This window comes from Flavobacterium frigidum (assembly GCF_048286735.1).
Classification (GTDB): Bacteria; Bacteroidota; Bacteroidia; order Flavobacteriales; family Flavobacteriaceae; genus Flavobacterium.
Genome location: NZ_JBLVPU010000018.1, coordinates 27943 through 52514 on the forward strand (window position 1 = coordinate 27943; position 24572 = coordinate 52514).

The 24572-nt window shown below is 33.7% G+C and carries 23 protein-coding genes and 1 pseudogene; 15 read left to right on the plus strand and 9 right to left on the minus strand.

The genetic code is table 11. The annotated features are described in order from the left end of the window. Positions 1-460 precede the first annotated feature (460 nt). The 5 genes from ACNQGO_RS11355 to ACNQGO_RS11375 all read left to right on the plus strand — a co-directional run bounded on the left by ACNQGO_RS11355 (position 461) and on the right by ACNQGO_RS11375 (position 5755). Complete coding sequence (locus tag ACNQGO_RS11355; protein ID WP_417970690.1) at positions 461-1681, plus strand: putative phage abortive infection protein; 1221 nt, start codon at positions 461-463, stop codon at positions 1679-1681. 201 nt (positions 1682-1882) lie between these two features. Beyond that, complete coding sequence (locus tag ACNQGO_RS11360; RefSeq protein ID WP_417947949.1) at positions 1883-2842, plus strand: hypothetical protein; 960 nt, start codon at positions 1883-1885, stop codon at positions 2840-2842. A gap of 85 nt (positions 2843-2927) precedes the next feature. Continuing rightward, entirely contained in the window at positions 2928-3491 is a 564-nt protein-coding gene (locus tag ACNQGO_RS11365; RefSeq protein WP_417979232.1) for a hypothetical protein, read from the plus strand. A 230-nt stretch (positions 3492-3721) separates the two neighbouring features. Then, complete coding sequence (gene amrB / locus ACNQGO_RS11370) at positions 3722-4798, plus strand: AmmeMemoRadiSam system protein B (protein WP_417944389.1); 1077 nt, start codon at positions 3722-3724, stop codon at positions 4796-4798. A gap of 159 nt (positions 4799-4957) precedes the next feature. Next, the gene (locus ACNQGO_RS11375; RefSeq protein WP_417985309.1) at positions 4958-5755 is read left to right on the plus strand and encodes a carboxylesterase family protein; all 798 of its coding nucleotides are present in this window, start codon (positions 4958-4960) and stop codon (positions 5753-5755) included. A 286-nt stretch (positions 5756-6041) separates the two neighbouring features. Here the strand turns inward: ACNQGO_RS11375 and ACNQGO_RS11380 are convergent, their stop codons facing one another. The 3 genes and pseudogenes from ACNQGO_RS11380 to ACNQGO_RS11390 all read right to left on the minus strand — a co-directional run. Next, on the minus strand, positions 6042-6290 hold the full coding sequence (locus tag ACNQGO_RS11380) for a hypothetical protein (RefSeq protein ID WP_417944387.1): 249 nt from the start codon (positions 6288-6290) through the stop codon (positions 6042-6044). Between the two features lie 310 nt (positions 6291-6600). Continuing rightward, a complete protein-coding gene (locus ACNQGO_RS11385) occupies positions 6601-7422 on the minus strand; it encodes a haloacid dehalogenase type II (protein ID WP_417944386.1) in 822 nt (273 codons plus the stop codon). A gap of 122 nt (positions 7423-7544) precedes the next feature. Continuing rightward, positions 7545-7796 (minus strand): annotated as a pseudogene (locus tag ACNQGO_RS11390) (TrmH family RNA methyltransferase); the annotation flags it as partial. Positions 7797-7881: 85 nt separating this feature from the next. On the opposite strand from ACNQGO_RS11390, the gene ACNQGO_RS11395 reads away from it, so the two are divergent. Both ACNQGO_RS11395 and ACNQGO_RS11400 read left to right on the plus strand, forming a co-directional pair. Further along, positions 7882-8373 (plus strand): hypothetical protein, encoded by a 492-nt coding sequence (locus ACNQGO_RS11395; RefSeq protein WP_417979228.1) that lies wholly within the window; start codon positions 7882-7884, stop codon positions 8371-8373. Between the two features lie 3 nt (positions 8374-8376). Further along, on the plus strand, positions 8377-9105 hold the full coding sequence (locus ACNQGO_RS11400) for an LVIVD repeat-containing protein (protein ID WP_417979227.1): 729 nt from the start codon (positions 8377-8379) through the stop codon (positions 9103-9105). Here ACNQGO_RS11400 and ACNQGO_RS11405 read toward each other — a convergent pair. Then, the gene (locus ACNQGO_RS11405) at positions 9102-9758 is read right to left on the minus strand and encodes a TrmH family RNA methyltransferase (RefSeq protein ID WP_417979226.1); all 657 of its coding nucleotides are present in this window, start codon (positions 9756-9758) and stop codon (positions 9102-9104) included. The two genes, ACNQGO_RS11400 and ACNQGO_RS11405, sit on opposite strands and share 4 nt — an antisense overlap. A gap of 276 nt (positions 9759-10034) precedes the next feature. Here ACNQGO_RS11405 and ACNQGO_RS11410 point away from each other — a divergent pair, with 276 nt between their 5' ends. The 4 genes from ACNQGO_RS11410 to ACNQGO_RS11425 all read left to right on the plus strand — a co-directional run bounded on the left by ACNQGO_RS11410 (position 10035) and on the right by ACNQGO_RS11425 (position 14939). Further along, the gene (locus ACNQGO_RS11410) at positions 10035-10727 is read left to right on the plus strand and encodes an SIR2 family NAD-dependent protein deacylase (RefSeq protein ID WP_417985310.1); all 693 of its coding nucleotides are present in this window, start codon (positions 10035-10037) and stop codon (positions 10725-10727) included. A 142-nt stretch (positions 10728-10869) separates the two neighbouring features. Then, positions 10870-12216, plus strand: coding sequence for an adenylosuccinate lyase (purB, locus tag ACNQGO_RS11415; protein ID WP_417944381.1), 1347 nt, complete (start codon positions 10870-10872; stop codon positions 12214-12216). Between the two features lie 220 nt (positions 12217-12436). Then, positions 12437-13042 (plus strand): NAD(P)H-dependent oxidoreductase, encoded by a 606-nt coding sequence (locus ACNQGO_RS11420; RefSeq protein WP_417944380.1) that lies wholly within the window; start codon positions 12437-12439, stop codon positions 13040-13042. A 1-nt stretch (position 13043) separates the two neighbouring features. Beyond that, entirely contained in the window at positions 13044-14939 is a 1896-nt protein-coding gene (locus ACNQGO_RS11425; protein WP_417944379.1) for a monovalent cation:proton antiporter-2 (CPA2) family protein, read from the plus strand. Positions 14940-15027: 88 nt separating this feature from the next. Here ACNQGO_RS11425 and guaB read toward each other — a convergent pair whose 3' ends face one another. The 4 genes from guaB to ACNQGO_RS11445 all read right to left on the minus strand — a co-directional run bounded on the left by guaB (position 15028) and on the right by ACNQGO_RS11445 (position 19694). Beyond that, on the minus strand, positions 15028-16500 hold the full coding sequence (guaB, locus tag ACNQGO_RS11430) for an IMP dehydrogenase (protein ID WP_417970708.1): 1473 nt from the start codon (positions 16498-16500) through the stop codon (positions 15028-15030). Between the two features lie 280 nt (positions 16501-16780). After that, positions 16781-18175 (minus strand): DUF5723 family protein, encoded by a 1395-nt coding sequence (locus ACNQGO_RS11435; protein ID WP_417944377.1) that lies wholly within the window; start codon positions 18173-18175, stop codon positions 16781-16783. Further along, complete coding sequence (locus tag ACNQGO_RS11440) at positions 18172-18726, minus strand: hypothetical protein (RefSeq protein ID WP_417985311.1); 555 nt, start codon at positions 18724-18726, stop codon at positions 18172-18174. Before ACNQGO_RS11440 ends, ACNQGO_RS11435 begins: the two co-directional genes overlap by 4 nt. A gap of 104 nt (positions 18727-18830) precedes the next feature. Beyond that, positions 18831-19694, minus strand: a complete 864-nt coding sequence (locus ACNQGO_RS11445) for a hydroxymethylglutaryl-CoA lyase (RefSeq protein WP_417944399.1) — start codon at positions 19692-19694, stop codon at positions 18831-18833. Between the two features lie 193 nt (positions 19695-19887). On the opposite strand from ACNQGO_RS11445, the gene ACNQGO_RS11450 reads away from it, so the two are divergent. Both ACNQGO_RS11450 and ACNQGO_RS11455 read left to right on the plus strand, forming a co-directional pair. Continuing rightward, positions 19888-20499, plus strand: coding sequence for a SatD family protein (locus tag ACNQGO_RS11450; protein ID WP_417944375.1), 612 nt, complete (start codon positions 19888-19890; stop codon positions 20497-20499). Then, a complete protein-coding gene (locus ACNQGO_RS11455; protein WP_417944374.1) occupies positions 20496-21209 on the plus strand; it encodes a DUF3307 domain-containing protein in 714 nt (237 codons plus the stop codon). Before ACNQGO_RS11450 ends, ACNQGO_RS11455 begins: the two co-directional genes overlap by 4 nt. Here the strand turns inward: ACNQGO_RS11455 and ACNQGO_RS11460 are convergent. Then, a complete protein-coding gene (locus ACNQGO_RS11460) occupies positions 21192-22214 on the minus strand; it encodes a quinone-dependent dihydroorotate dehydrogenase (RefSeq protein WP_417985312.1) in 1023 nt (340 codons plus the stop codon). The genes ACNQGO_RS11455 and ACNQGO_RS11460 overlap by 18 nt on opposite strands. A 304-nt stretch (positions 22215-22518) precedes the next feature. On the opposite strand from ACNQGO_RS11460, the gene ACNQGO_RS11465 reads away from it, so the two are divergent. Next, positions 22519-23076, plus strand: coding sequence for a hypothetical protein (locus tag ACNQGO_RS11465; protein ID WP_417985313.1), 558 nt, complete (start codon positions 22519-22521; stop codon positions 23074-23076). A 175-nt stretch (positions 23077-23251) separates the two neighbouring features. Continuing rightward, on the plus strand, positions 23252-24505 hold the full coding sequence (gene pepT / locus ACNQGO_RS11470; RefSeq protein ID WP_417985314.1) for a peptidase T: 1254 nt from the start codon (positions 23252-23254) through the stop codon (positions 24503-24505). The last annotated feature ends 67 nt before the right edge of the window (positions 24506-24572 follow it).

Here is a 24572-nt window from a genome sequence, read left to right on the forward strand (position 1 = left end):
TACTATTACATTCCTCAATTACGAAAGTAGTTGGGGAATTTTTTTGTACCTCATTTACAGGAGCTACTCCCGCCCTACGCTGCAAGCTATTTGGTTTCAAACTCTTTTTCTAGTCACTGGCAGGAGCTTCCGTTGGTCGCTCTGCCACCACCAGAAAAAAGTAGTTTTCAACCGTCATAGGCTTTCCGCTGCTGTCGGGGCTAGGGATTTTGCGGTACATAACTTCGTTTACGGTTTCCCATACTAATCCTGTACCCAAAGAATCTATGTTGGAAAATAAATAAACTACTAATATGTTTTATAAGTATTTTCAGCGATTTATTTATATATTTGAAAATAATAAAGGATGACGTTCATAATACCTATATATCCTATTTTGGGGTGATAGGTCTGATTTTATTAGACGTAAATACAAGTTAGCAGAAAGCGCAGAAATCCGCAATTATCAAGAAATCATCTTATGAAAAACGACAATAAAAACATTGCTTATTTCTTTATTGTATTATCGCTATTAATAACAGTTATTTTGTTATTAATAACACTTGACGATGGTTATACATTTTGGAATTCTCCCGTAGAATATGATGTTACAGGTCAAATTGGTGATTTTATTGGAGGAGTTGTCGGAACAATAATTTCTGCTGCAGGTTTTTACTTTCTTTATCTAACTTTTAATGAACAGAGAAGTTCATTTGAAAAAGAAAGATTAGAAAGTAAGTTTTTTGATCTAGTTAAGTTACATAGAGACAATGTAAATGAACTGAGATTTGATGGAAAAGAATTAGTTGAAAACTATGATTCACTTTTTATAGACAAAACTATTTATGAAGGGAAATCTGTATTCAAAGTAATTTTCAATCAATTTGTAATATGTAAAAATGAATTGGGTCCATTTTTTAGGCGTGACAAAATTTATCTTCCAGATTATGAAAAAGAACTTCTAAATGATATATATATTATTGAGAACAAAATTAATTTGACAACTTTAGCGAAAGTCGATATATGCTATAGTATAGTGTTTTATGGTGTTAGTTCGGAAGGCTTATTAATTTTAGAAAATTTATTTAGCCAAAAATATAAACCTAAATTTATCAACGATATATTGAGATTTATAAGCCTTAAACCTGCTTATGATAAAGATATACTAGAGAAATGGGCAGTATTGTCAAATCGAAAAACTAGAGGTAAGAGAACTGAAATTGTTACTCAAATTTACGATTGGAGAAAAACCAAAAAATTGGATGATGACTTTCAATTTGCTGAAACAATTAGAGATTACCACAATAGATATATTAAATATTATGGTGGTCATCAATTTAGATTAGGTCATTATTTCCGCCATTTATATCAAACAGTAAAATTCATTAATAATCATGATAACATTGATTATCAAACAAAATATGAATATGTGAAGATTTTACGTAGTCAACTTTCAACATACGAACAAGCAATTTTATTCACTAATTCATTATCGCAAATGGGGAAATCTTGGGAACTACAACCAAAAATAAATTCTCAATTAAAAAAGTATAAAAAATATGATTTTGAACTCATAACAAAATATAATTTGATAAAAAATTTGCCTGGCGAATCTATTTATGGATTTCCATTTAAAGAATTTTTTAGAGATATTGAATATGAAAACGATAATGTCCGCAAAGAACGGAAAAATTACCACTAAGCGACATCTGCTACCAAGCGCTAAAACTAATGGCTAGTTTTGCGGTAAATTGTGTGTTTCTTTTTCATAACTTCGCTCAGTCGGTTATGAAAAAAGCTTTCCATAAGTCGCCACTAGCTCTAGCAAGGAAACGTTGGTAGCAGGACAACCAAAAAACTATCTAAACTTACAAATAACAATTTATAATAATTTTTAAAAAAAATGGAAGAAAAAAATGAATTAATGAACACTTCAGGTCACGTAGCATTACCTTTTAATGAAGATCAATTCAAAGATTTTATTGTAAGTCTACTTGGTAAACCACAAACTATATCTAAAAATTTTCCTGGTTCATTTGAAATTCAAAAAAGTACAATCACAACTATTCACGAAATATTAGATCAAAGGATAACTCAACAAAATGATTCTCAATTAATTCAATTTAGAACAACAGTTTACTACGATGACAATTCAACGGTAACACTAAATGGATATGACCATTTAATACATTATAACGAAAATCTTCCTTTAATATCAAAAGCAGTCCACTTAACTTGGCAATATTTAATAAAATTTAGAGATAAAAATAACTATGAAAGACAAGAAATAAACTTATCTTTCACAACTAACCATTCAGAATATCCTATAAGTAATGAAAATGGAATTCGTTATTATGGTAATTCATATGTAAATATTTTAATAAACCACACTGCAAGAACGTGGGGTGCTGACATAGAAGCATTATTAAGTAAGCATTTGAAAACTATTGTAAAAGAAGAAACCAGATTATCAAAATATATACGATTTGGAGATGAAACAGTTACATCAATTATTACTGGATTTTTGACAATAACAACTTTAGGATTTTGCACTTTTAAAACTATTAATTTGCGTCAAAATTTAAATCTTGATACTAAATTTTGGATTCATCATTATTTTGGATATGTTTTCTTATTTATTGCAACATTGATTTTAGCGAAAATTGTTGGAATTATCATTGATGAAATTCATTTGCAAAATAAACCCAGCTTTATTTTACTTACAAATGATTCTGAAAAGGACAAAATTGAAATTTTAAAAAGTTACAGAAATAATTGGAAAAAATATTTTTGGACAATATTTTCAGGGATATTATTAGGAATTATTGGTAACTATATTTATGCCTTTTTAACCACAACATAATGTCCCGCTAAGAGCAGCTATAACGTGATCGGTCAGATTGATATACTATAAAAATAGCAAATCAAAATACATGCAAAGACAAAATTTGACAAAGATAAAAGCCTTTATTGTAAGTGTTGTGACATTTTTAATTTTTAGCTTCCTTTTTTGGGAGCATTTTCACGGTGGTGTCACTAGTCATCATATTCTAGATCTACAAGACCTTCCTTCAATTTCAAATTGGTGGAGTGGTATACTATTGCCTATTCTTACTTGGTTTCTTTTGAGTAGGATTGAAAAGAGACTTTATAAAAAAAATTCACAAACACCACAGACGAATAACTTTATTAGCACCGTTTTTTGGCTTTTTATAACAGGGTTAGCGTTTGGAATTTTGCTTTCAACTTCTTTTACAAATGATTATAAACCGTTCTTAAACAATGTTCTATATATAATAATTATACTCAGCTTTATTATCCCAGTATATTACTCAGAATTTATCTTAGGGTTTATTCTTGGTATGACGTACACCTTTGGAGCAATAATTCCAACAGTGTTTATACTAATAGTTGCAGTTATTGGTCTGGTCGCGTACAGATTTATCAGACCAATAATTTTGAATCTAACAACGAAACTTGGAAATAGTTTTAATAAAAGCCCGAACCAATAATAGTAGTTTGGCAATATAACGGCTGAAGTACTTAGTTAGTGCGGATTTGCAAACCGTGCACACAACAGCATGCAAAACAACCTAAAATTTTAGCAATTTATGAGAAAGACTCAAAGTAGCAATTCACCAATCTTAAACCAAACAGTATCCTAAAACAAAAATGGATCTAAAAATTGCGACCGTTATCAGATAGCGTTTTTAAGCGTAAATTGCTTGAAATAAAATTTATTATGCGATTACTACTTATTCTAATCTGTTTGTGTTGTTTCAGTTGTAAAATTGAAAAAAATATAAAAAATGCAGTACCAGACCTAGCACTAGAAAAGAAAGTTCGGCCTGTGCATGATACGATTGGTTTTACAAAATACAATTGGCAATTAGATTCTATTTATAACCGTTTAGGGATTAAGGATTCTAAAAATAATAAGCAGTGGAAAGCTGCTATAAGTCCGCATGACGATTATAAATACGCTGGACGTTTGTACTACGAATCGCTTAAAGGAATTAATGCCAACACAATTATTTTGATTGGTGTTGCACATCGCGCTCGAAACTTTAAACTTCAGGACAAAATCATCTTTGGAGATTTCACTCATTGGAAATCGCCTTATGGTGATTTAAAAGTGTCTGATTTAAATGCTGAAATTATGGCGCAACTGCCACAATCTTCCTACCTAGTTCATAACGATATGCAAGAGTTAGAACATTCATTAGAAGCTATCATACCTTTTTTACATCGCAAAAACAAGAACCTACAAATTATTCCAATACTGGTGCCGTACATCAATTACGAAACAATTGAAAGCATAAGCGATGTTCTTTCTGATGTTGTATCAAAAATTTTAAAAGAAAAGCATCTTACATATGGAAAGGATGTCGCAGTTGTCATTTCTAACGATGCTGTACATTATGGTACTGAAAATTGGAGTGGTGATTTAGCTCCATTTGGAGTAGATGATATAGGTACTAAAAAAGCTAGAGCTTTAGATATGGAGATCATTGAGAAGTGTTTAGTAAACGAAATTAATCAAGTAAAAGTAAAAACATTTACAGAATACACCTTACAAAATAGGGATTACAAAGAATATAAATGGGTTTGGTGTGGTCGTTATTCTGTACCTTTTGGAGTGAGTTTTGCCAATAAATTAAATCAGGCATTATACAACAAACCTTTGATAGGGACTTTTTTAGGTTACGCATCAAGTATAGATCATGACCTTATAAAAGTAGAAGATTTAGGTATGGGAACTACAGCTATAGCCACTCAAAAACATTGGGTAGGTTATGCAAGTATAAAATATGAGTAGAGAGGTAATTAACTTTTATGTTCCGCAAAAAATTTAATTTTTAACAAAAAATAATCGGTTACAAGGTTTGCAACTTGATGCAACTCGAAATATTGGCAGTAATTTTAGAAAAACATTATGTATAAAGGAAATTTAAAAGTAATTCTAACGATAATTTTTTTGAGTTTAACTGCAAATTTTATTTTTGCACAAAACAAAGAATACCGCGACACAACTGTTGACAGTTTAACTTTTGTAAATAATAGAAACTCACTAAACAATATAAATACTGAAGTATTTGAAAAAAAAATATTTACTAAAAAAGATATAGTAATTCCGTACAGACTTTTAACACCAAAGAATAATATTGAAAGCCAGAAATATCCATTAATAATTACTTTTCACAACTCTTCTCGAATTGGAAATGATAATGAAAATCAACTTGAACCATTTGCGAAAAATTGGTTAAGGCCTGAAATTTATAATAAATATCAATGTTATGTTATTGCACCGCAATTCAACAAGCGTTCATCAAATTATGAAAAAAATATTGAGGGTATTCCAATTTCAAAACCTTCAAGCGATGTTTTTGCTTTATTGGAATTAATTCAAAATACTGAACAAGAATATCCTAACATTGATAAAAATAGAATTTATTTAATTGGTTATTCCATGGGTGCTTCAACTGCACAAAATTTACTAAATATTGCACCAAATAAATTTGCGGCAATTATTTCGGTTGCAGCAGTTCCTGATTTCTCAAATCTTAAAAAATTAAATAATAAAAATATTTGGCTTATTCACGGCGAAAAAGATGATGAAAATCCTTATCATGGAAGTGTTGAATTGTTTAAAAAATTATCTTCAAACAAAAATTTAATTTTTACAACTTTTAGTAACCTAAATCATAATAATATTGTCGCTCCTTTTTTAATGACCGAAGAAATTCCTAAATGGTTATTTGAAAAGTACAAATAATACTTCGGCTAACAGCTAGAACATATAGTTTGTTAAAAGCGAGTTCAGTACTTAAATTAATACTTGTGCTTCGATTAAGGGAAAAAACAAAATACTGCCATCTCTGAAATTTACTTCGACGGTGATGGTCACGATAATTAATTAAATAACACAGCTAAACGCTTCGTTTTTCAATAACTGTGCTTAACTAAAATCTCTTTTAAACTCATAACCTTTATTTTCCTTTTCTATACTTGAGCTTCGTTTTGCCGTTTTAGTTTCGCTATTGCTAAAATTATAAATGATATTACACTAAATTGTAGGTTTTTATATCCGTTGTTAGAATTGATTGAAGCAGATACATTAACAAATACATCATGCCATTTTTTAGACTAAAAGGATAGGAAACGCTCAGGTTCCATACTGCTTGACTCGCTACATTTCTTGTGGTTATAAAATTTTTATTCGTGTCATCGGCTGGCGTGACTTGTGCAAAAAAGTCTTTTATAAAACTGTAACTCAATGACGTTGTTAAGGTGTATTTGTAAGTATTCAAAATCCTGCTTAACCTGTTTTAGTGCATGCTATTGACAAAAATTGCTTTGATTTAATTGTATGCGACAATACCTTATTTGCTATTGGGAACAACGGCGTATACCGCTATAAAATGAATCCGAGTAACATAAAAGACATACAACTGGAAAGTGAAACAACGTTTTAATGTTCCTCAAAATATCGCACTTCGATTCTTATACTATCTTTAATAGAACTTTTGGCCCAAGCCAAACGCTTCTCCAAAATTTCAGTTTCGGATAAGTGCCAAGCGATGTTTGAATTGCGCAATCGATTCGTGTATTTTTAAATGATTAGAACTGCTGAAATGGTATTGAGATTAGCTTCTGAGCAACTGATAAAATATTCTCTTCATTAATTTCAGGTAAATTTGCAAGAGGAAACAATTGCTGTTCCGGACGGCTGACAAAAGCCGTTTGCCAACCCGCCCAATTTGCACCAGCAACATCCCAACCGTGCGCCGCTATCAACATACATTCATTTGGTTTTAATCTCATTTTTCTAGCAGCCCAATTATAGGTATCTACATGTGGTTTGAATTTAGCTACATCTTCTATACTCAACACATCGTCAAATATATCATGAATTCCCGCATATTTCAGTTGCGTTTCAACTGCCTTATTGGAAGAGTTAGTGAAGGCAACCAATTTAAAACCCTCTTTTTTTAAAAGTAAGAGTGATTCTTTCACTTCTGGATGTGCAGGCAATGATAAAATTGCGGCAACAGCATCTTTGGCTTGTTTATCCGTTATAGCAATTCCATTTTTGTGGGCAACCATCATAAGTACAGCGGCTCCAATTGTTCCGAAATCATGATATTGATTTGCTACTGTAGTAACCAATGAATATTGAAGCATTGTAGTGAACCATAAAGGCATTAACTCAGGACGATCTCCAAGCGCTGCACCAATACTTTTTTTCATCACATTAAGATCCAGCAACGTTTCATTTACATCAAAAAATAAAACCTTTGGTCTCTGGAAATAACCAGCGCAGTACTCCTTATTATTCTCTGTATCTTCTTTTGGAATTAAAATAGGAGCAATTACTCCCTCTGCTCCAGCTGGCAATATAGTATTTATTAAATTTTCATTGCTATTTTTAAATTCTTTCATTGTTTTTCTTTTTTAATCATGCGTTAAATACAGTATTCGATAAAGTATCTTGTTTTATGAAAACAGTACAAGTTACATGCTATTTTTTAAATAAAAAATACAACTGTAGCAATATAAAATAACTATTTCACATTATCAGCATAATACCGTTCTTCAATTCTTATACTATCTTTAATTGAATTTTTAGCCCAAGCCAAACGCTTCTTCAAAATTTCAGTTTCGGATAAGTGCCAATTTATGTTTGAATTGCGCAATCGATTCGTCAAGTTCTGAATGATGATTGCCGCCGAAACTGAAATGTTCAAAATTTCGGGAAAACCAACCATCGGGATTTTAAGAAAACCATCGGCGCGTTGCAAAATTTCACTCGTCAACTATCAATATCTCGCTAAACAAACAATAACACTATCGTAACGCAACCAAATCCTCTTTTTGATATCTTTATAAAAACATTTTGCAATGAAAAAAATAGTACTTCTTATGTTGGTTTCATTTCTGTTCGTTTCCTGTTGGCCTACAACGGATACCGGTGACTTTCCGCGTCAAGAATACAAACCGGTTATTATTACTCGGAGCGCCCTCGAAACCTCCATTGCTTTTCAAAATGCCCAGCCTATTATTAAATCGGGAAAAATCTACATTAAGGACGATTTAATGTTTATTAACGATGTCAATAAAGGTTTTCATGTTTATGATTACACCGATCCTAAGAAACCTATCCGACTCCATTTTATAAAAGCTCCAGGCGCTACTGACTTAGCCATCAAAGGAAATACGGTGTACATCAATCAAGCAGTAGATTTAGTCACTGCCACTTTCGATCCTGCGACAAAAAAATTTATGGTTACTAACAGAAACAAAAATGTGTTTCCGCAAAAACAAGCTCCAAATGGTTCCGTGGCCAACACAAATCAAGATGAAATAATAATCGATTGGACTTTAACCAAGTAAAACATGAAAAAAATTATATCCTTAGTAATATTACTATTCATAATCGGTTGTTCACAAAGTGACAGCGCACAAAATGGCGACATAGGGCAAGGCGGTTCACTAGCTGTTTTTGCCATAAAAGGAAACTATTTATACGGTGTCGACCAAATGAAATTGAATGTATTCTCGCTAATTGACTCAGAAAAGCCCGTAAAAGTTAATGAAATTTTCATAGGTTTCGATATTGAAACCTTGTTTTCATACGGCGATAATTTGTTTATTGGATCTAGAAATGGAATGTTTATCTATTCGATCAGCAATCCTGAAAACCCAACAAAATTGTCAAGCGTACAGCACTTTACCGCTTGTGATCCAGTCATTGCCAATAGTACACACTCCTATGTAACCTTAAATTCGAATACCACTTGCGGCAACAACACAAACGTTTTACAAGTTTATGACACCAAAGATTTAACGAATCCAAAATTAATTCACAGCAGAACGCTCTCGCAACCTAAAGGCATTAGTTTTTTTACCGCTGATTATTTATTGGTTTGCGATGATGTTATCAAGATATTCAATATTCAAAATCCTGCTGAACCTGTTTTAGTGCATGCCATTGACAAAAATTGCTTTGATTTAATTGTACGCGACAATACCTTATTTGCTATTGGGAACAACGGCTTATACCGCTATAAAATGAATCCGAGTAACATAAAAGACATACAACTGGAGAGTGAAACAACGTTTTAATTTTCCTCAAAATATCGTGCTTCGATTCGCTTAATATCTTTAATTGAATTTTTGGCCCAAGCCAAACGCTTCTCCAAAATTTCAGTTTCGGATAAGTGCCAATCGATGTTTGAATTGCGCAATCGATTCGTCAGGTTTTGAATGATGATTGCCGCCGAAACTGAAATATTCAAACTTTCGGTAAAACCTACCATGGGGATTTTTAGAAAACCATCGGCGCGTTGCAAAATTTCTTCGGATAATCCGTCTCTCTCTGTTCCAAAAAATAAAGCACTAGGTTTCGAAATATCAAAATCCTCCAATAAGCAATCATTCTCATGTGGCGTGGTAGCTATGATTTGATACCCTTTACTTTTTAACGTATCCAGACAATTCGTAATACTATCGAAGGTATTGATGTCGACCCATTTTTGAGCGCCCATCGCAATTTCCTTGTCGATACTTTTCCCATAACGCTGTTCGATCACGTTCAATTCCTGAATTCCGAAAATTTCACAACTCCGCATTACTGCGCTGGTATTGTGCATTTGAAAAATATCCTCCACAGCAATTGTAAAATGTTTGGTTCTGTTTTGCAATACTTTTTGAAATTTTTCTTTGCGGTTGTCGGTTAAGATATTTTCGAGGAAAGCGAGGTACTCTAAGTCAATCATTATGGATTGTTTTTTTGCAAAAATAGTGAAAATAAAAAAAAGCCACAGATTCACTGATTTATCATTTGTTTAGTACAACATAAAAAAAGCAACAGAACAAAAATTAACCGCAAATTCGCAGATTTAAATGTTTGATTAATTTAAAAAAAACTTTAAGTATGTGGCAAAAAAAAGTGCAAATACTCAAATTCCCTGTTCTTTTTTTTTAAATTTAACCTTCCAATATAAAGCCTAATTCAAAAAAAATCTGTGAATCTGTGGCGAAAAAATATAACTATGAAAAAGAAACTTGTAGTATTGACCGGAGCAGGAATCAGTGCCGAGAGTGGTATAAAAACCTTTCGCGACAGTGACGGACTTTGGGAAGGTCATAACGTACTAGATGTGGCCACGCCTGAAGGTTGGTATAAAAACCCGGCTTTGGTACTTGATTTTTACAATCAAAGACGAAAACAATTGAAAGAAGTGGAACCTAATCTTGGGCATCTGATTTTGGCCGAATTAGAAACCGATTTTGAGGTGTACATAATCACACAAAATGTGGATGATTTGCACGAACGTGCGGGAAGTTCTAATGTATTGCATTTACATGGCGAATTATTGAAAGTAAGAAGCACTAAAAACCCAGATTACATTCTGGATTGGCAGGACGATTTGAATTTTGGTGATTTTGACGAAAACAAGAATCAATTGCGGCCGCATATCGTTTGGTTTGGCGAAGAAGTTCCTGCGCTTGATGAAGCCATAATACTTGCTGAAAGTGCCGATTATTTTGCGGTAATCGGGACCTCCTTGCAAGTCTATCCTGCGGCTGGACTTATTGATTTCACACCTCGGGAAACACCTATTTTTTATATTGATCCAAAGCCAATAAAAATCCCAAATCTCAGAAATCCAGTGGAGGTTATTCCTGAAGTGGCTTCAAAAGGCGTTGAAATCATGAGGAAGAATTTACTACATAAATTGTAATGAGAATGACAAAGGCAATGAGAATGGCAATGCCAATTCCAATGGCAAAAAATCAATTATGAGGGCAATAAAAGTCTATACTTATACTCCATTACTTATAACTTATAACTATTTTTGTGCCTTTCGAACAAACAACTAAACAATGACTACTTTAAACGAATTGAATGCTATATCCCCAATCGACGGAAGATATAGAAACAAGACTATTTCGCTGGCTCCCTTTTTCTCTGAAGAAGCCTTAATCAAATACCGCGTATTGGTTGAAATCGAATATTTCATTGCTTTGTGCGAGGTGCCTTTGCCTCAACTTGCAGGAGTACATTCGGATTTATTTGAAAGTTTACGCAACATTTTTAAAAATTTCTCTACGGAAGATGCCCTTTGGATCAAAGAAACGGAGAAAGTGACTAACCACGATGTAAAAGCCGTGGAATACTTTATCAAAGATGCTTTTGAAAAATTAGGATTATCAGAATATAAAGAGTTTATCCACTTTGGATTAACATCTCAAGATATTAATAACACTGCGATTCCGTTGTCTACAAAAGAAGCTTTCGAGAAAGTGTACATGCCTTCTTTGATTACTTTGACATCAAAATTGAAAGATCTAAGTATCGAATGGAAGGACGTTCCAATGCTTGCACGCACCCACGGACAACCGGCTTCTCCTACTCGTTTGGGGAAAGAAATTGGTGTTTTTGTTGAACGTTTAGAGGAACAAATGCGTTTGTTGTTTAATATTCCTTTTGCAGCTAAATTTGGTGGAGCAACCGGAAATTATAACGCACATCACGTAGCGTACCCACAAATTGACTGGAGAAATTTTGGAGGGAAATTTGTGGAAGATATTTTAGGATTGCACCACTCCTTCCCTACTACACAAATTGAGCACTACGATCATTTCGCAGCCTTTTTTGATGCATTGAAAAGAATAAACACGATCATCATTGATTTAGACCGAGACATTTGGACCTATGTTTCGATGGAATATTTCAAGCAAAAAATAAAAGCAGGTGAAATAGGTTCTTCGGCGATGCCACATAAAGTAAACCCAATTGATTTTGAAAACTCCGAAGGGAATTTAGGAATTGCGAATGCGATTTTCGAACATTTATCGGCTAAATTACCTTTGTCAAGATTACAGCGTGATTTAACAGACAGTACGGTTTTAAGAAACATTGGTGTACCAATGGGACATACCTTAATCGCTTTTGAAGCTACTTTGAAAGGATTAAACAAATTGTTGTTGAACGAACCTAAATTTCACGAAGATTTAGAGAAGAACTGGGCAGTTGTAGCTGAAGCAATTCAAACAATCTTGCGTCGGGAAGGATATCCTAATCCGTATGAAGCCTTAAAAGGATTGACTAGAACCAATGAAGCGATTGATAAAAACGCCATTCATGGTTTTATTACAACCCTAGATGTTTCGGACGAAGTAAAAGCAGAATTGATGCAAATTACACCTAGTAATTTTCTTGGCATATAAGTTTTAAGAAATTATTGAATTGTATTAAATCCCTTCGAAAGGAAGTCAAATTTCTTTCGAAGGGATTTTTTATTATCAAAAAATCGTAAAAACGAGGAGGAGTATCCTAAAAAATGAATACTATTTTATACCTTTCAATACACTTTTAAATTGAAGTAAATTGTTCGCCAAATTGATTACCTTATTTCTTGTTTAAAAATAAAAAGACAAATAACATTTCATGCCAAAAAATAAAATCTTAATCCTGTTTTCACATCCATTGTTCGAAAAATCACATGCGAACAAAGCGTTAGTGAATCATATTCCCGATTCAGAAAATATTACTTTTCATGATTTATACGAACAATATCCAAATTTTGATATTGACGTAAAATTCGAACAAGATTTATTGAGCAAACATGACATCATCATTTGGCATCATCCTATGTATTGGTACAGTTGTCCGCCTTTAATGAAGCAATGGATTGATATGGTTTTAGAACACAATTGGGCTTATGGAAAAAAGGGAAAAGCATTACTTAATAAAATAATTTTTCAAGTCATTACAACAGGTGGCGATAAAGAAAATTATTGTGAAACTGGCAGTGATCGTTACAGTATTCTAGAATTGCTAGAGCCCTTTAACCAAACTGCAAAAGTGTGTAACATGATTTATTTACCCCCTTTTGTAGTTCACGGAACACATAATATGAAGAGTGAAGATTATGAAAAAAATGGTTTGATTTATGGCTATTTTTTGGACTATTTAGAAAATTACGATTTAAATACAGATGAAATTTTGCAATTCCATTATTTGAACGAATGGTTTGCAACAATACAAACCTAATATGGATACTAATTTTTTACTTCAGGCTATTATCTACCTAACAGCATCTGTAATTTGTGTGCCAATTGCAAAAAAATTAGGCTTAAGTTCCATTCTAGGCTATTTGTTTGCTGGAATAATTATTGGCCCTTTTGTTCTTGGACTGATAGGTCAAGAAGGCCAGGATATAATGCATTTTGCAGAATTTGGTGTGGTCATGATGCTTTTTTTAATTGGTCTTGAACTAGAACCCAGTAAGTTTTGGAAAATGCGAAGATTCATTCTTGGTATGGGATCTATGCAACTGGTAGGCACAACAGTACTAATGTTTGTAGGATGCCTCATTTTTATGGACTGGAAGTGGGAAAGTGCCTTGGCAATTTCGCTTGCACTAGCACTATCGTCAACAGCAATTGTCTTACAAACATTGAAAGAAAAAGGCCTATCAAATACCTCCGTTGGGAGTTCTTCTTTTTCGGTTTTACTTTTCCAAGATATTGCTGTAATCCCAATATTAGCCTTTTTACCACTATTATCCTCGGTCAATCTTGAGCTTAGCAATGACGCGCCTCAATCATTAATCACGGGTTATCAAAGTTGGTTGCAAACGGTAATCGTTTTCGGAATTCTTGCGACAATCTATTTTGCAGGTCGCTTTTTGTTTGTTCCGTTGTTACAAATCATTGCAAAAACGAGGCTGCAAGAATTGTTTACCGCTTCGGCATTATTGCTCGTTGTAGGGGTTTCCTATATGATGCAATTAATTGGCTTAAGTCCTGCACTTGGCGCATTTATGGCAGGTGTCGTACTGGCAAATTCTGAATTTCGTCATGAATTAGAAGGCGATATTGCGCCTTTCAAAGGACTGCTTCTTGGTTTGTTCTTTTTGGGAGTTGGCGCCTCGATCAATTTCCAGTTAATAATTGACAATCCGTTATTTATTTTTGCTTTTGGAGCCATTCTAACCATAGTGAAATTTATAGTTTTGTTTTTTACCAGTCGATTTTATAAAAAAAAATTGGATCAAAATTTACTTTTCGCTTTTGGCTTAAGCCAAGCAGGTGAATTTGGTTTTGTGATTATGAGTTTTTGCATGCAATTGAATATCATACCTAATATTTTAGCCAACCAGATTATGGCTGTCATAGCGATGAGTATGGTTGCCACACCTTTTTTATTATTGATCAATGAGCGAATAATCTATCCCAACACCAGAACTAAAGAAAAGGAAACCAAAAAAGAGAATGATTACATCGATGAAGATAATCCAGTTATCATAGCAGGTTTTGGACATTTTGGAAGCACGGTTGGCCGACTGTTGAGAGCTAATAAAATAAAAACAACTATTTTAGATTATGATTCAGACCGTATCGATTTACTCCGAAAAATGGGTTTTAAAGTGTACTATGGAGATGCAACCCGATTGGAATTATTGAAAGCCGCAGGTTGCGAAAATGCGAAAGTTTTTATCGCTGCTATTGATAATCCTACTGTCAATCTCCAAGTAATTGAGGTATTAAAAAAACACTTCCCAAATTTAAAAGTATTAACTCGTGCTCGAAACAGAAATGATGCCTATGAACTCATCGATCATAAAGTCAAACATATTTATCGAGAAACCTTATACAGTGCTGTCAATATGGGTGTTGATGCGTTGGTAGAATTGGGACTTCGAAAATATACTGCAACTAGACAAGGGCAACAATTTATAAAATACGACGAAATTACGACTCGTAAACTAGCTGAAAAACGCCATGATAAAATGGCCTATATGATTACTGTTAAGGAAGAAATAGAGTTGCAAGAGCAACTACTTAAAGCCGACGTTTATTCTCAAGTGGCGGCAACAAACCACAGCTGGGATAGTCAGCATTTAAAAGACAACTTGGCAGATGTATCCGAATCAACTGAATCGTAGTACTACACTTTTCACCAACAAAAAAAGCATAATTACTATCCAAGAAAAGGAAGTAATTATGCTTTTTTTTTATGATTTTGAAACAGGGTTATCTCGAATAATTCGGTGCTTCTTTTGTAATAGTTACATTATGAGGATGACTTTCATTGATTCCACTGGCTGTTATGCGAACAAAACGACCGGTTTCCTGTAAAGTTGGAATATCTTTTGAACCACAATAGCCCATTCCTGCTCTTAGTCCTCCAATGAACTGTTGCATACTTTCGTTTAATTCACCTTTGTAAGGAACTCGACCCACAATACCTTCTGGAACAAGTTTTTTTACATCATCTTCAACATCTTGGAAATAACGGTCTTTTGATCCTTCTTGCATGGCTTCAACAGAACCCATTCCGCGGTAGGATTTGAATTTTCTTCCTTCAAAAATAATTGTCTCACCGGGAGATTCCATGGTTCCAGCTAGCAAAGAACCTAGCATCACACAATCAGCACCAGCAGCAATAGCTTTTGGGATATCACCAGTATACCGAATTCCTCCATCAGCGATAACTGGAACTCCACTTCCTTTGATAGCCGCAGCCACTTCAAGAACAGCAGAAAACTGAGGAAAACCTACACCCGCAACAATACGAGTAGTACAAATAGAACCTGGACCAATTCCTACCTTTACACCGTCTGCACCATTTTCAACTAAAAATTTAGCGGCCTCCGGAGTAGCGATATTACCGACGATAACATCTATTTGTGGAAATTTACTTTTAACCTCTTTTAATACATTGACAACACCTTGCGTATGCCCGTGAGCAGTATCGATAATAATAGCATCAACCCCAGCATTTACCAAGGCTTCCGCTCTCAGAACAGCATCACCTGTTACGCCAATAGCTGCAGCTACACGTAGACGACCAAAAACATCTTTATTAGCGATTGGTTTCTGGGTTAATTTAGTGATGTCTCTAAAAGTAATTAAACCCACTAATTTGTACGACGCGTTTACAACTGGTAATTTTTCAATTTTATGGCCTTGCAAAACTACTTCTGCTTGTTCTAATGAAGTGCCTTCGGCCACAGTCACTAAATTTTCACTGGTCATCACTTCTACTATAGGTCTGGTGTTATTTCTTTCGAAACGCAAATCCCTGTTGGTAACAATTCCTTTCAATATTTGGTTTTCATCTACGATTGGAATACCTCCAATGCCAAATTCTTTCATTGCATTTTTAGCATCTGCAACAGTCGAAGTCAATGGTAAAGTCACGGGATCAATGATCATTCCTGACTCTGCACGTTTTACTTTACGAACTTTAGCAGCTTGTTGTTCGATCGTCATGTTTTTATGCAAAACACCTATTCCGCCCTCTTGTGCCATAGCAATAGCCATTGCACTTTCTGTTACTGTATCCATAGCAGCAGATACGATAGGAACGTTTAACGTAATATTTCGAGAAAATTTAGATTTAATACTCACTTCGCGCGGAAGTACATTAGAGTAATTTGGGACTAATAGAACGTCATCGTAAGTTAATCCTTCGCCGATAATCTTGGTGTTGTGTGCGATCATTGCAATTGTAGTTGGAGTTTAATTGCGTGCAAATATAAACAATCTTAACCAAAAAAACGAGCATTAAATGCAATAAAGTATAAGTCACATCTGGAGCTATTCTTGCAAATCCTTAATTACTAAATTAATACTCAACTCATTGTGCTACGAACGTCGAAACATCGTATAACACTAGAAAACTATGTTTCAATTGTACTGAGTTAAGTACAAGTTTTCATCACGTTATTTGTGAAAAAATTATAAAATTTTAGAACGAAACAGAACCCATGAAAGCAAACCGCTATTTTTTCTTATCCTTAAAAACAACATTAAGCCCCAATTGAAAGGATGCACTATTGGCTTTTGTGACATCCTTATACTCCAAAAGATTGTCCGCAAGTACATAAAAATTAACAGGCCCAATCATACTCGAAATCCCCAAACCAATATTTTTATAAGAATAGGAGTCAATAGTATATGTAGCTTTAATATTCAAGCCATCAAAAATTCTTCTTCGGTAATAAGTGGTCAATGCTAGCAAAGGCGTTTTAGGCGTTGACATTAAAAATAATTGAGTACCGAGAGCGCTTTTATAAATGCTTTCGTTACTACTATTTGCGCAATTACAATCTTCAGCAACGTCTTCTTCAAATGAGTATTGGATCGAACTATTAAACTTGGCTGGGCGCCAAGTCGTGTATTTAGTGTATAAAGTATCTAAAGGAATCGCATCTTTGAATTCTTCAAAAACATTACCTAAAGAACCTCCAGAGCTAAAACTTGGCGTTACTCCTTCGTATTTATAGCTTCCTTTTAACGTCAGACTTTCTACTTCTTTACTATGTTTTATAAAACCAAAATCAATTATACTTGCTGTAATCTGTATGTTTTTTTTTGGGTAATACGTAAAACCTGCATCTAAACCCAAACCTAGATTACCACCTAACAACGCTCTTTTGGTAATGTCTTTGACCACATTAGGCTCATAATTTTCATCATTGTAATTTGAAAGTCCAGAAGTATTGAGTTCCAAGTTAGAAAAAATTTGCTGTTCATACACACCTTGAGTTGATGGAACGGTATAAATGTAGCCTGAATTATTAACAGAACTGACATTGTAAATACTGGAATAAATTTTTCCTCGCACACCCAAAATCAATTTATCACTCACATTTTTATGAAATCCCAAATGAAATACGGAGAGCATTTCTGCTTTAACATTAATATCTGCTAAACTAAAAACTTTACCCAAATAATCTCTATTGCCGTCAATAGCCAAAATTGCCATATCCTTAGGCATATAACTTAAAAAATCAAATTCTTGATACATACCAAACGACACATACGAATCACGTTCTTGTCCTCTTAACTTAAAGCCTCCGCTGAATAGTTCTACCTGTTCGTTGACCGCAATATTATCTTTATTAGTGGAAGAGAATATCACATTACGCAGTTTTACATTAAAATCTACACCATCATTTGCCAGTAAATCATAAGCCGAAAAACCGCTTGAACCTACATTTGCAGAAATACCAGACAATAAAGGAACCCCAAAATACCAATTGTACTTGACATCGGCACCTGAATTAGTCATTAACGTCTGCGGGATCGAAGTGAAATTATAAAGCAATTGTTTATTTTGTGAATAGCTGACAACCGTTAGCATTAGCACAAAAACTAAAATATTTTTTCTCATTCTACTACAAAATAAGCAGTTACACCTGAACGCAATTTCAAACTACCTGGACTATTTTCATTCAATTGTGGTCCGGACATCATTTGTAATATGAAAGCAATTTTTGTAGTTCTCTTTAATAAATCAAGTTGCGCATTTTCGAATATTTCAGTTTTAGTTACTTTGTTTTCTGAACCAGAATACGGTGGTATAGTAAAGTTTGAAGTATAAAGCTGTTGATTGTTGTTATCTAGAAAAACTAAATCAATGGTATATCCCTTATTGATCGTATTGCTCACTTCAAAAAAAAGATCAACTCTTCTTAATTTATCTGTGAAAAATTTTTCAGTAAATATGTTTGTAGTTGATACATCAAAAAAAACGGGCTCTTCTATTCCTCCAGTTACAAATTGATTGGCTGGGACATCAAAATACGCCAAATTCGATACTAATACAGGTTCTAATTTCACATTATTCACTTGATCATAATCCAAATCACTCGCACATGAAAACGAAATTAAGACCAGAAAAATTGAACCTAAAATGCTGTAAATAGGTTGTTTTTTATGCATAAAAAGTAGTTTATAGGAGAATTAGTGACAGTTTATAGTTAACGTTCTAATCATAAATTTATTATTTTCAAGTTGAATAGCGCATCAATTATTACGTATTAATTTTAATGAAATTCCCCAAATAATTTAGAAGCCTCATTATAAGCACTTTCAAAACTCATCGGACTCATATCTGTCTTTTCTTTTTGTGCAGTAAAATACGATAATAACTTCTCAGTGGGCATATTCCCTGTTAAATGATCTGTCGCCATTGGGCATCCGCCAAAACCTTGGACTGCACCATCAAATCGGCGACAACCGGCTTTATATGCTGCATCAATTTTTTCAAACCACTTATCAGGTGTGGTATGCAGGTGAGCGCCAAATTCAATTTCTGGGTACTTCGGAATCAAATTTGAAAACAAATAAGAGATTACCTCCGGTGCTGAAGTCCCTACAGTATCCGAAAGTGATAAAATTTTCACTCCCATAGAAGCTAATTTCTCTGTCCATTCTCCTACGATTTCTGTACTCCACAAATCGCCATAAGGATTGCCGAAACCCATTGAAAGATAGGCCACAACTTCTTTATTACTTGTATCAGCTATTTCTAAAATTTCTTGCAACGTTAGCAACGACTCTGCAATTGTTTTATGTGTATTCCGCATTTGAAAATTTTCAGAAATCGAAAATGGAAAACCTAAATATTGTATTTCAGCATGTTTTGAAGCCAAAGTAGCTCCTTGTGTATTTGCAATAACAGCTAACAATTTACTTGTTGTTTGTGATAAATCAAGTTGTGCTAAAACTTCCGCGGTATCCTGCATCTGCGGAATTGCTTTGGGAGAAACGAAACTTCCAAAATCGATAGAATCAAAGCCTACACGCAATAAAGATTGGATATATGCTACTTTTCTTGCTGTAGGAATAAAAGGTTTTATGCCTTGCATGGCATCTCGTGGGCATTCGATAATTTTTATTGCTTCCATAGAAGTCCAAAGATAGGTAAAATCAGATTTCACGAAATCGTTTTTTAATAATTTTTCATACCCAAAAAACATTCCACTTTTTAGGAATAAATAAAATTATTCCATATTTATGGAATAAATTAAAATATTCCACTTTTATGGAATATTTAAGTGAAAATTATTTTCTGATTCATTTTTTAATTATATTTGGGATATGATAGGCATACTTACAGGAGATATCGTCAATTCTAGGAAACTGTCATCCGAAATATGGATGGATGGTTTGAAGGAATTATTGAATGTTTTTGGAGAAAACCCAACCGAATGGGAGATTTACAGAGGAGATGAATTTCAATTAGAAATTAAAAATCCAGAAGACGCGCTGCGAATTGCTTTGCGAATAAAAGCCTATTTTAAAACTTTGAAACTCGATGCTCGAATGAGTATTGGTTTTGGAGACAAAACATATGCAGCAAATAAAATTTCTGAAAGTAACGGAACTGCTTTTTTGCGCTCGGGCGAAGTTTTTGAAACTTTAAAGAAACAAAAAATCAATTTAGCCATAAATTCTAGTGATGAAGCGTTTAATGCCGAAATCAATATGATGTTGCGATTGAGTCTAAGTTTTATGGACAATTGGTTAGTGCAACAAGCAGAATTAGTATTAATATCTATAGAAAACCCATCACTTTCACAAGAGGAAATTGGCATAAAATTAGGGATTAATCAAGCAGCCGTTAGTAAAAGACAAAAACGTGCTCAATTTCATTTGGTGATGGAAATGGAACGTTATTTCAGAAATAAAATCAAAACCATCAACACATGATTATTTTTGTAAAATTGCTTTTGGCGCATTTGTTAGGTGATTTTTTATTGCAACCTACTTTATGGGTTTTAGATAAAGAAAGTAAAAAACACAAGAGCAAATACCTATACATCCATACTTTTTTACACGGAATATTAGCTTGGATTTTCGTTGGCGAAATGGCATTTGGATGGTTTGCATTGGCATTAGCCTTAACACACGGAGGCATCGATTTGATGAAATTGCAATTCCAAAACAACAAAACAAAACGCGCGTGGTTTGTGCTCGATCAAATTTTGCATTTAATATCCATTGCCATAATTGTTGGACTTTATAAAAACTTGTCTGTTGACTTTACCGCTTTCAACAATCAATTTTGGGTACTGGTGACCGGAATTTTATTGCTAACAAAACCAACTTCCATAGTAATCAAAAATGTCATTTCGATTTGGACACCAGAGAGCAAAAACAACAACGACGATTCGCTTGAAAATGCTGGAAATTATATTGGTATTCTGGAACGCCTATTTGTTTTTTGCTTCATACTTACAGCACATTTCGAAGCCATTGGCTTTTTATTGGCCGCCAAATCCATCTTCCGTTTTGGAGATTTGAAAGAAGCGAAAGACAGAAAACTAACTGAATACGTACTTATCGGTACACTGTTGAGTTTTGGAATCGCACTTTTGACTGGCTTTTTAGTGCAATATGGATTACTGCATTTTAGCTAAAATCTTTTTATTTATGGCTTTCACCAAAGCGGGACCTTCATAAATAAACCCTGTGTAAAGCTGCACTAAACAAGCGCCTGCCTCTAACTTTTCAATCGCATCATCAGCAGAATGAATACCACCCACTCCAATTATAGGAAAGGCTTTATTACTCTTTTCAGACAGGAACCGAATAACCTCAGTAGCTCGTTTTGCTAATGGTTTCCCGGATAATCCACCCATTTCTGTCTTGTTTTCAGACTGCAAGCCTTCACGAGAAATAGTAGTATTTGTAGCAATAATGCCCGCAATTTTAGTTTCCTTGATAATATCAATAATGTCGAACAGTTGCTCATTGGTCAAATCTGGAGCAATTTTTAACAAAATTGGCTTTTGCTTTGGCTTATCTAAATTCTTGTTCTGCAATGTTTGAAGCAATTGTGTAAGCGGTTCTTTATCCTGTAAGGCGCGCAGATTTGGTGTGTTTGGAGAGCTGACATTTACCACAAAATAATCAACATAATCATACAAGGCATCAAAACATATTTCATAATCTAAAGTGGCCTCTTCGTTTGGCGTCAACTTATTTTTTCCAATGTTGCCACCTATCAATACGCCATTGTTTTTTTTCAAACGCTCAACAGCTGCTGTAACTCCACCGTTATTGAATCCCATTCGGTTAATAATAGCGCTATCTGATTTTAAGCGAAACAATCGTTTTTTTAGATTCCCGTCTTGACTTTTTGGTGTTAATGTTCCTATTTCGATAAAACCAAAACCAAAATTGGACAGTTCTTTATACAACTTAGCATCCTTATCAAACCCAGCAGCTAGACCTACCGGATTTTTAAATTTCAATCCGAAGATTTCAGTCTCTAAACGGGGATCATTGCATTCATACAAAAATCTGAACAGAAATGTAAATCCTGGGATTTTTGAAAAAAAGCGAATTAAAGAAAAAGTAAAATAATGAACTTTCTCTGGATCAAACAAAAAAAGGAAAGGACGAATAAGTGATTTGTACATATTTGTTGTGTTGTTGTTGCAAAAATAGAACTATCTCAACAATAATTAAATACTTATAAAAAAAATACACAACATTTTTAACTGGGTAACCGCTAAAAAGATGGATAAACAGTTGCTAAATAAAACTTTAAAAAAACAAAAAAATAAAATACATCACACTGTTTTATAGGTTTTTATGATTTTAAAATCCTACTTAAAAACTTCATCTACAATAATAGGAAATGCTTTTCTCAATCCTTTTTAGTACCTTGTAAAAAATGATTGAGTGTAAAAAGCACTATATACAAATCTTAAATCTATGATCATGAAGAATAAATTAATTTTTACCGCAGTGTTACTTTGCAATTTTCAACTTTTCTATGCACAAGAAACTAAATCAGACTCTACAAAAGTTGCTACAAAAACAACAATTACTACAGTTACAACAATTAGAGACACTGTTCGAGTTGCCACTAAAGTCACTCCAAAAATAGCCACAGCTGCCGAAAAAGAAGCAATAAAAAATGAGTCTAAGGCACTACGAGATAAAATGAGGCTAGAGAAAAAAGCATTGAAAGAAGCCAAAGAAACTGAAAGAGAAAAAAAAGATTTTGAAAAAAAACAAAAAGCGTTCAACAAGCGCCAAGATAAAATCCTTTCTGGTGAAAAATCAGTAAGCAAGATCAAAACAAAAATATCCGACGAGGAAAAAAGTTTAATAAAACTTAAAGAACGATTTGAAGGAAAAAAAGCAAAAGGAAAATTAAGTCCGATACAGATTGAAAAAGAAAATATCAAAATCAGTAAAAGTCAAATAAAATTAAATAGACTAGAAGAAGATCTAAATAAAGCCGAAGCAAAGCTCGCAAAAACAAGAGATTAATGCAAACCACCTTCGGGTGGTTTTTTTATTAGAAAGAGTGGATATCAAAGTATTCAAATAAAACTCAAGCCAATTAAACGCCATATAAAAAAACAAATTGGCGGCCATTTAGTTGCTGCTCTATTTCATAAAACCTCCTAAAAAAAAGTTTATATTTGCATCAAAACAAATCAAAATGCAACATATAATAGACCGTTTCATAAGTTACGTAACAATTGATACCGAATCTGATGCTAGTTCAGAAACTACACCTAGCACAAAAAAACAATGGGATTTAGCCCATAAATTGGTTGAAGAACTTAAAACAATAGGATTGCAAGACGTTACTATAGATGACAAAGCCTATATCATGGCAACTTTACCCAGTAATGTCAGTCATGAAGTTCCAGTAATTGGGTTTATTTCGCATTTTGATACCACTCCAGATTTTACCGGAGCCAATGTAAAACCTCAAATCGTCTCCAACTATGATGGGAATGATATTGTATTAAATGCTGAGAAAAATATTATTCTATCTCCAAGTTATTTCAAAGATTTATTGCAGTACAAAGGGCAAACTTTAATAACAACTGACGGAACTACACTTCTAGGTGCCGATGATAAAGCAGGTATTACCGAGATTGTTACTGCAATGGAATTTCTTGTAAACAATCCCGATATCAAGCACGGGAAAATCAGAATTGGTTTTACACCCGATGAAGAAATTGGACGTGGTGCGCATCATTTTGATGTGGCTAAATTTGGAGCAGACTGGGCGTACACTATGGATGGCAGCCAGATCGGCGAATTAGAATATGAAAATTTTAATGCGGCTGGAGCCAAAATTACTTTCAAAGGAAAAAGCGTACATCCTGGCTATGCCAAAGGAAAAATGATCAATTCGATGTTGACTGCTAATGACTTTATAAATGAATTACCTGCTGGAGAAACTCCAGAAGAAACCAAAGGATATGAAGGTTTCTTTCATGTACACCACCTAACTGGAAGTATAGAAGAAACTGTTTTGGAATTAATCATTCGTGATCATAACAAGAAAAAATTTGAGAAACGCAAAGAACTAATCGAGAAAATTACTCGTAAAATCAATAAGAAATTTGCGAAACAATTTGGTGAAGATATTGTTATTACGGAAATTAAAGACCAGTATTACAATATGAAAGAAAAGGTACTTCCTGTAAAACATATTGTTGATATTGCAGAAAAAGCAATGAAAGAACTCGGAATTAAACCGCTAATAAAACCTATTCGTGGCGGCACAGACGGTTCTCAATTATCCTACAAAGGATTGCCATGCCCAAATATTTTTGCTGGTGGACATAATTTTCATGGTAAATATGAATACGTTCCCGTAGAAAGCATGCAAAAAGCAGTTGAAGTAATTGTGAAAATTGCCGAATTAACTGCGATAGAAGATATATCAATAAAATAGTACATTGGAATCCATCAAAACAAGCAATTCCTGGGGGAAAAACAACAATTGATTGGAAGAAATAGGG

What these genes read in the sequence shown, in the direction of transcription:
- ACNQGO_RS11355 (WP_417970690.1), top strand. Translation starts at nt 461, where the DNA reads ATGAAAAACGACAATAAAAACATTGCTTATTTCTTTATTGTATTATCG.
- ACNQGO_RS11360 (WP_417947949.1), top strand. Translation starts at nt 1,883, where the DNA reads ATGGAAGAAAAAAATGAATTAATGAACACTTCAGGTCACGTAGCATTA.
- amrB (WP_417944389.1), top strand. Translation starts at nt 3,722, where the DNA reads ATGCGATTACTACTTATTCTAATCTGTTTGTGTTGTTTCAGTTGTAAA.
- ACNQGO_RS11385 (WP_417944386.1), bottom strand. Translation starts at nt 7,422, where the DNA reads ATGAAAGAATTTAAAAATAGCAATGAAAATTTAATAAATACTATATTG.
- ACNQGO_RS11395 (WP_417979228.1), top strand. Translation starts at nt 7,882, where the DNA reads ATGAAAAAAATAGTACTTCTTATGTTGGTTTCATTTCTGTTCGTTTCC.
- ACNQGO_RS11400 (WP_417979227.1), top strand. Translation starts at nt 8,377, where the DNA reads ATGAAAAAAATTATATCCTTAGTAATATTACTATTCATAATCGGTTGT.
- ACNQGO_RS11405 (WP_417979226.1), bottom strand. Translation starts at nt 9,758, where the DNA reads ATGATTGACTTAGAGTACCTCGCTTTCCTCGAAAATATCTTAACCGAC.
- ACNQGO_RS11410 (WP_417985310.1), top strand. Translation starts at nt 10,035, where the DNA reads ATGAAAAAGAAACTTGTAGTATTGACCGGAGCAGGAATCAGTGCCGAG.
- purB (WP_417944381.1), top strand. Translation starts at nt 10,870, where the DNA reads ATGACTACTTTAAACGAATTGAATGCTATATCCCCAATCGACGGAAGA.
- ACNQGO_RS11420 (WP_417944380.1), top strand. Translation starts at nt 12,437, where the DNA reads ATGCCAAAAAATAAAATCTTAATCCTGTTTTCACATCCATTGTTCGAA.
- ACNQGO_RS11425 (WP_417944379.1), top strand. Translation starts at nt 13,044, where the DNA reads ATGGATACTAATTTTTTACTTCAGGCTATTATCTACCTAACAGCATCT.
- guaB (WP_417970708.1), bottom strand. Translation starts at nt 16,500, where the DNA reads ATGATCGCACACAACACCAAGATTATCGGCGAAGGATTAACTTACGAT.
- ACNQGO_RS11435 (WP_417944377.1), bottom strand. Translation starts at nt 18,175, where the DNA reads ATGAGAAAAAATATTTTAGTTTTTGTGCTAATGCTAACGGTTGTCAGC.
- ACNQGO_RS11440 (WP_417985311.1), bottom strand. Translation starts at nt 18,726, where the DNA reads ATGCATAAAAAACAACCTATTTACAGCATTTTAGGTTCAATTTTTCTG.
- ACNQGO_RS11445 (WP_417944399.1), bottom strand. Translation starts at nt 19,694, where the DNA reads ATGGAAGCAATAAAAATTATCGAATGCCCACGAGATGCCATGCAAGGC.
- ACNQGO_RS11450 (WP_417944375.1), top strand. Translation starts at nt 19,888, where the DNA reads ATGATAGGCATACTTACAGGAGATATCGTCAATTCTAGGAAACTGTCA.
- ACNQGO_RS11455 (WP_417944374.1), top strand. Translation starts at nt 20,496, where the DNA reads ATGATTATTTTTGTAAAATTGCTTTTGGCGCATTTGTTAGGTGATTTT.
- ACNQGO_RS11460 (WP_417985312.1), bottom strand. Translation starts at nt 22,214, where the DNA reads ATGTACAAATCACTTATTCGTCCTTTCCTTTTTTTGTTTGATCCAGAG.
- ACNQGO_RS11465 (WP_417985313.1), top strand. Translation starts at nt 22,519, where the DNA reads ATGAAGAATAAATTAATTTTTACCGCAGTGTTACTTTGCAATTTTCAA.
- pepT (WP_417985314.1), top strand. Translation starts at nt 23,252, where the DNA reads ATGCAACATATAATAGACCGTTTCATAAGTTACGTAACAATTGATACC.